Raw genomic sequence first — 6,948 nt, 5'->3', positions numbered from 1 at the left:
GAACCCGCGTTAGGGATAGCAGCGAAAAGCCCACAGCATGTGAAGCATAGCGCAACAGCGAGGACTTGTAGCGAATAGCCCGACCTGTCTTGGCGAGGTCACGAAGCCAACAGGAAACGCCCTACTTTGACAGGCTTAGCATAGCAAATTATTTATTTGCAGCACTTACTTTGGCTTGCCAAGTAGTACTTAAATCATTAAAATCTACTTTAATTACTGGCGGTTGATTTTGTAATCGACCTGTTTCAAAAGCATATACTAAGATGGATTCTATAAGGTAATCTTCGTTATTTTCGTAAGGGTCGTATTTTGTCTTTAAATTAATATCAAACATTCTAGCGGTTACATTAGACCAGAACGCTTTCCAACCACTTTTAAGATTGGTTATCAAATCGTAAGTTGTTGTACCTGTTTGACGATGGATTAATTTGACTAAAATTTGCCCTTGCTTACGGGATAATTTTTTGAGTTTTGCTTCAAACTCATTCGTTAAATAGTTCTCTACAATTTTAAAATATTTCTTTTTCTCTTTTTCGGTTTTAAGATTTTCCATCCCTTTATTTAAGGCAGTTAATCTTTCGGATGTGATTTTAGCATAAGGATAAGCTCTATAAACTCGGTTTTGAAGTAATTGAAACTGCTTTCTTGCCTCTACATCTAACTTTTCTTTTCGAACAATAATTTCAGGAAGTTCAATTGTGTCATTCAAAATGGTATCGTTTTCTGTTAAAACATATCCCATTTTAGTAGTGTCTTTTGGAGTCACTTGTGCTTTAACTGCTGTAGAAACGAAAATAAAGAAAATAAGAATTTTAATACTCTTCATAGTTGAAAAATTTAATTGCAAAATTAGACAATCTATACACAACTGTAATGCCAAATTTATAATTTAGCAAAAAAAAATATTTTATGAGCACTGAATCAATATTAAACAAAAATTCGATTGCCTTTTTAGAAAGCTACCTTAATAATGCTTCGCCAACAGGTTTTGAAGCCGAAGGACAAAAAATCTGGATGGATTATGTGAAACCCTATGTAGATACCTTTATTACCGACACTTATGGAACTGCCGTAGGAATCATCAATCCGGATGCGCCTTATAAAGTAGTGATTGAAGGTCATGCGGACGAAATTGCTTGGTATGTCAACTATATTACGGATGACGGATTGATTTATGTCATTCGAAATGGTGGTTCCGATCATCAAATTGCACCTTCTAAACGTGTAAACATTCATACTAAAAACGGAATTGTAAAAGGTGTTTTTGGCTGGCCTGCCATTCATACTAGAATGCGAGGAAAAGAAGAAGTCGCTAAAACCGACAACATCTTTATTGACTGTGGCTGCGAAAACAAAGAACAGGTAGAAAAACTAGGTGTACACGTGGGATGCGTAATTACCTATCCTGACGAGTTTATGGTGTTGAACGAAAATAAATTTGTTTGTCGTGCTATTGACAACCGTATGGGCGGATTCATGATTGCTGAAGTAGCTCGTTTGTTACACGAAAATGGCAAAAAATTACCTTTTGGACTGTACATAACCAACTCGGTTCAAGAAGAAGTGGGATTGCGTGGAGCCGAAATGATCACGCAAACCATCAAACCTAATGTAGCCATTGTAACCGATGTTTGCCACGACTCCACTACTCCAATGATTGACAAAAAAGTTGAAGGAGAAACAAAAATTGGCAAAGGTCCAGTTATTACTTACGCTCCTGCGGTACAGAATAATTTAAGAGAATTAATTTTAAATACTGCTACTGAAAAGAACATTCCTTTTCAGCGACTAGCTTCGTCAAGAGTTACCGGAACCGATACAGATGCTTTTGCTTACAGCAATGGCGGCGTGGCTTCGGCTCTGATTTCGCTTCCTTTGCGATACATGCACACGACAGTGGAAATGGTACACCGCGAAGACGTAGAAAATGTAATCCAATTGATTTATGAAACCTTGTTAAAAATAGAAAACGAGGAAACCTTTTCTTATTTCAAATAATTTTAGGAGCTAATCCCGCTATCCGCTTCAATCTTTTCCTTTTTAAAGAAAAAAGAAAAAGGATTTCCTCTACTATCGGGGCTAAAAAAAACGCAATTCTTACGAATTGCGTTTTTTTTTTGATATCGAATCAAATACTTATCTATTTTTCCAAGAACGCTAAAACATTCTTTTCAATTCGTTCATTAATATTACTAATGTCAGCTTTAACAAACTTCTCTCCTAAGATATTTTCATACAATTCAATGTATCTTTCTGAAACAGATTCAATATAAGAATCGGTCATATCTGGAATTTGTTGCCCTTCTTGCCCTTGAAAACCATTTTCAATTAACCAACGACGCACAAATTCTTTAGACAATTGTTTTTGTTCCTCTCCTCTATCTTGTCTTTCCTGATAACCTTCAGCATAAAAATAACGGGATGAATCGGGAGTGTGAATTTCATCAATCAACACGATTTGACCATCTTTGGTTTTACCAAACTCATATTTGGTATCCACTAAAATCAATCCACGACTGGCTGCAATTTCAGTACCTCTTTGAAACAAAGCTCTCGTATATTGCTCTAAAACTAAATAATCTTCTTCAGACACAATGCCTTTTGACAAAATAGCTTCTCTAGAAATATCTTCGTCATGCGAACCATTATCTGCTTTGGTTGTTGGCGTAATTATCGGCGTAGGAAATTTGTCGTTTTCTTTCAATCCTTCGGACATTGTTACTCCACAAAGCGTTCTTTTTCCTGCGGCATATTCTCTGGCTGCATGTCCGGAAACATACCCACGAATTACCATTTCTACTTTGAAAGGTTCACATAAATAACCTACAGCCACATTAGGATCTGGTGTTGCTATTAACCAATTTGGAACGATGTCTTGCGTCATCTTCATAAATTGAGTTGCGATTTGATTTAAGATCTGTCCTTTGTACGGAATCCCTTTTGGTAAAACCACATCAAACGCCGATAATCTATCGGTAGCAATCATGACTAATAAATCATCATTTATATTGTACACCTCACGGACTTTTCCGCGATACACTGATTTTTGACCCGGAAAATTAAAGTGCGTAGTTGTTATTGTAGTACTCATTATATAATTGTGTTGTTTGTAATGGCTGCAAATTTAGCATTATTTCATGGAGAATGGAAGTGAATTTTTAAACTTATTTTGTTGCTAATAATTGCTCATACAAATGTTTTGCCACTCCATCTTCATGATTGGTAGCAATTACTTCTAAATGAGATAATTTATTTTTTAAAGTTTCGGGAGCATTCCCCATGACAAATCCTTTCCCAGACGTAGCAAGCATCATTTCGTCATTGAAGCCGTCTCCAAAAGCAATAGTATGAGTAAAGTCTAAATTTTCTAACTCTAAAATTTTAGCAATAGCAACACTTTTATCTACTGCTTTATCCATAAATTCCAAACAGATAGGAAGACTAAAGGCATGATTGAACGTTTCTGGATGTTGTTCTAAAATCATATCCCGAACAGCAACTAATTTATCGTGATTTTCATGAGTAAAGAAAATTTTTATGGCTCCATAATCTTCTAATTCTTTGAAATCAACTAATTGAGGATGATAGGTTACTTCTTTTTGAAAACTATTTAGTTTTTCATTATGTCTGTTCGTTTGCCAAATATCTTCTCGAAATAAAACCGTTGTAATGTCTGGGTCAATAGCTAACGATAAAACTGATTGCACCGTATCGCTTTCCATATTGATCGAAAAAAGCAATTCTTTTGAGGGGGAATGAATTCTCGCTCCATTGGAAGTAACTAAATACAACGGCACTCCTAATTTTTCAACTAAAGGCATCGCATCCAAATGATGACGACCTGTAGCCACTACTATCAAATAATTTTGTTGGTGTAATTCTTGAAATACTGATTTTGTGTAGTCTGAAATAGTATGGTGATTATTCAACAATGTACCATCTAAATCACTAATAATAACCTTACAATTTTCTTTAATCATTTTGTAACTCTTCGACCTTTATTAATCGTTATTTTCTATCTTTTTATAGGCTTCGATTACTTTTTTAACCAATCGGTGGCGCACCACATCTTTGTCATCCAAATAAATGATCCCAATTCCCTCAACATCTTTCAAAACTAAAAGCGCTTCTTTTAAACCTGAAATGGTTCGGCGAGGCAAGTCGACTTGACCAGGATCTCCCGTAATCATGAACTTAGCATTCTTACCCATACGGGTTAAGAACATTTTCATTTGAGAATGGGTAGTGTTTTGTGCCTCATCTAAAATAACAAAAGCATTATCCAATGTTCGTCCACGCATAAAAGCTAAAGGTGCAATCTGGATAATTCCTTTTAAAATATAATCTTCAATTTTTTCATTAGGCAACATATCACGTAATGCGTCATACAAAGGTTGCATGTATGGATCCAGTTTTTCCTTCATATCTCCAGGTAAAAAACCAAGATTTTCACCTGCCTCAACTGCTGGTCGAGTCAAAATAATTCGTTTGACTTCTTTTTCTTTCAACGCTTTTACAGCCATTGCCACACCGGTATATGTTTTACCTGTTCCTGCTGGTCCTACGGCAAAAACCATATCATTTTTACCTAAGGTATCTACTAATAACTGTTGGTTTGGAGTCAATGCTTTAATCAGTTTTCCTCCCACACCATGAACTAAAATTTTGTCATGTCCTTGAATTTTTCGTTCATCCTGACCATCTCCTAAAATAACACGTTCAATTACATTATCGTCTATATTATTATAGCGACTAAAATGTAGCATTAATCGCTGAAATCGTTTTTCAAACTCATCCAATACTTCTTTTTCACCAAAAGCTTTCAGGGTAGTTCCACGAGCTACTATTTTTAATTTAGGATAGTATTTTTTAATGATTTCCAAATGAGCATCTTGGTCTCCCCAAAATTCCTTTGGAGCGATATCAACCAATTCAATTATTCTTTCGTTCAAAAGTGGTAGTATTTAGTAGATTAATTCATCTTATGCATATCTAAAATAATTAAAGGTTCAAATTAGAAAATATTTTTCTTTATTTCGTTTTTGAATTTACTATTGTTAGCTTTGCAATTCTCAAATTTAATGAAAATTAGGCTTACCCAACCCCAATACTTATAAACAAAATTATGTCAATAATTACCCTTACTACCGATTACGGCTTGAAAGATCACTTTGTAGGTGCTCTGAAAGGGAAAATTATATCTGAATATCCAGAAACGACAATCATTGATATCTCGCACGACATCGATCCATTCAACATACTTGAAGCCAGTTACATTATTGGAGCTGCTTATAGTAGTTTCCCAAAAGGAACAGTGCACATTATTGGTGTAGACAGCGAGCAAAACAAAGAAAATCAACACATTGCCATCCAATGGAACGATCAGTATTTCATCGGGGCTGATAATGGTATTTTGAGTATGCTTACGCAAAAAGTAGTGCCTCAAAAAATGGTTGCAATTACTATTCACGACCGTTTACACAATGACGCTACTGATTTGGATGTATTTGTAAAAGTAGCTTGTCATTTATCTAAAGGAGGGTTACTGAATGTTGTGGGCAAAGAAATTACCCAATTAAAAGCAGTAACTGGATTACAAGCCACTGTGGCAACCGACTTCAATTCTATCAAAGGAAATGTGATTTATATTGATCATTTTGGTAATGTGGTAACCAACATTTCTAAAAAACAATTTCTAGATGTGGCCAAAGGAAGGCCCTATGAGATTGTCATGAAAACAAAAAATATCAAAACTATTTTACCTAACTATTCTGCGATTGCAACCAATGAAAAATATGCGATAAAGAATTATGAAGGAGAAAAGTTGGCTATTTTTAACGAAGCTGGTTTTTTAGAAATTGCTGTTTTCAGAAGTAATCCTTCAAAAATTGGTTCCGCTAATAGTCTACTAGGTTTGAGTTACAGAGATGTGGTTTTAATACAATTTAAAAATTAATTCGGCTATGTTGGTACGCATCGTAAAATTGAGTTTTCATGAGGAAAATATCCCTTCTTTTTTAGAAAATTTTGAATTGGTTAAAAATCAAATACGAAATTTCCCTGGAAACCGTTTATTAGAATTGTATCAAGACAAAAACAACGCATCTATTTTCTTTACCTATAGTTATTGGGAAAGCGAAGAGGATTTGGAAAACTATAGAAAATCGGATCTTTTTAATGAAGTTTGGGATTTTACCAAGAAACTATTCAACGACAAACCCGAAGCTTGGAGTGTTGATAAATTAGCAAGTTTAATATAAAAAAATAAGTTTGAGATTGCTTCGTTCCTCGCAATGAAAGTATAAATCACTCGCAATGACCATATGAAATCAATCGTATTACGTGAAATAAAATCATTCTTTGGCTCACCAATAGGCTATTTGGTGATTGCTATTTTCCTTATTTTAAACGGACTCTTTCTTTGGGTCTTTGAAGGAGATTACAATATCTTAAACTCTGGATTTGCTGATTTGACTCCGTTTTTCACATTGTCACCTTGGATTCTGATTTTCTTAATTCCTGCGGTAACTATGCGCAGTTTTTCGGATGAAAAAAAACAAGGAACATTAGAATTATTGCTTACCAAACCCTTAAGTGTCTGGGAAATTGTCTCCGGAAAATTCTTAGGAGCAATACTTCTAATTTGCATGGCAATTGTACCTACTTTCATTTATGTAGAAGCCATTTCCAGTGTAGGAATGCCCGAAGGAAATATTGATATGGGCAGTACTTTAGGATCGTATTTTGGATTGCTTTTCCTAATTGGAGCCTATGCTGCTATCGGAATTTTCACCTCGACACTTTCAGAGAATCAAATTGTTGCCTTCATCGTTGCTGTATTTTTATGCTTTTTGTTCTTTTTTGGTTTTGAAGGATTGGCATCGGTCACTCCAAATTTTTCAAATACAATTGCTTATTTAGGGATGCAAGATCATTTTAAAAGTATGA

8 protein-coding genes are annotated in these 6,948 nt (G+C 34.9%); 4 read left to right on the top strand and 4 right to left on the bottom strand.

Annotated features, from left to right (window positions below):
• Positions 1-148 precede the first annotated feature (148 nt).
• Entirely contained in the window at positions 149-826 is a 678-nt protein-coding gene (locus Q0L65_RS03805) for a DUF4294 domain-containing protein (RefSeq protein WP_296683670.1), read from the bottom strand.
• Between the two features lie 83 nt (positions 827-909).
• Between Q0L65_RS03805 and Q0L65_RS03800 the strand changes: the two genes are divergently transcribed.
• Complete coding sequence (locus Q0L65_RS03800; protein WP_296683668.1) at positions 910-1,998, top strand: M42 family metallopeptidase; 1,089 nt, start codon at positions 910-912, stop codon at positions 1,996-1,998.
• Between the two features lie 142 nt (positions 1,999-2,140).
• On the opposite strand, the gene Q0L65_RS03795 is transcribed toward Q0L65_RS03800, so the two are convergent.
• The 3 genes from Q0L65_RS03795 to Q0L65_RS03785 all read right to left on the bottom strand — a co-directional run bounded on the left by Q0L65_RS03795 (position 2,141) and on the right by Q0L65_RS03785 (position 4,952).
• Positions 2,141-3,091, bottom strand: coding sequence for a phosphoribosylaminoimidazolesuccinocarboxamide synthase (locus tag Q0L65_RS03795; RefSeq protein ID WP_296683665.1), 951 nt, complete (start codon positions 3,089-3,091; stop codon positions 2,141-2,143).
• Positions 3,092-3,164: 73 nt separating this feature from the next.
• Positions 3,165-3,980 carry a Cof-type HAD-IIB family hydrolase gene (locus Q0L65_RS03790; RefSeq protein ID WP_296683664.1) on the bottom strand — a complete coding sequence of 272 codons (816 nt, stop codon included), beginning with the start codon at positions 3,978-3,980 and terminating at the stop codon, positions 3,165-3,167.
• A 21-nt stretch (positions 3,981-4,001) separates the two neighbouring features.
• Entirely contained in the window at positions 4,002-4,952 is a 951-nt protein-coding gene (locus Q0L65_RS03785) for a PhoH family protein (protein WP_296683661.1), read from the bottom strand.
• Between the two features lie 173 nt (positions 4,953-5,125).
• Here Q0L65_RS03785 and Q0L65_RS03780 point away from each other — a divergent pair, with 173 nt between their 5' ends.
• The 3 genes from Q0L65_RS03780 to gldF form a co-directional block, all read left to right on the top strand.
• A complete protein-coding gene (locus Q0L65_RS03780) occupies positions 5,126-5,956 on the top strand; it encodes an SAM-dependent chlorinase/fluorinase (protein WP_296683659.1) in 831 nt (276 codons plus the stop codon).
• A gap of 7 nt (positions 5,957-5,963) precedes the next feature.
• A complete protein-coding gene (locus Q0L65_RS03775; protein ID WP_296683656.1) occupies positions 5,964-6,260 on the top strand; it encodes an antibiotic biosynthesis monooxygenase family protein in 297 nt (98 codons plus the stop codon).
• 63 nt (positions 6,261-6,323) lie between these two features.
• A partial coding sequence (gene gldF / locus Q0L65_RS03770) for a gliding motility-associated ABC transporter permease subunit GldF (RefSeq protein ID WP_296683653.1) occupies positions 6,324-6,948 on the top strand: 625 nt, incomplete at its 3' end.

The sequence above is a fragment of the Flavobacterium sp. genome, from assembly GCF_024642105.1.
Lineage (GTDB): Bacteria > Bacteroidota > Bacteroidia > Flavobacteriales > Flavobacteriaceae > Flavobacterium.
This window is presented reverse-complemented; position numbering and strand designations above follow the sequence as displayed.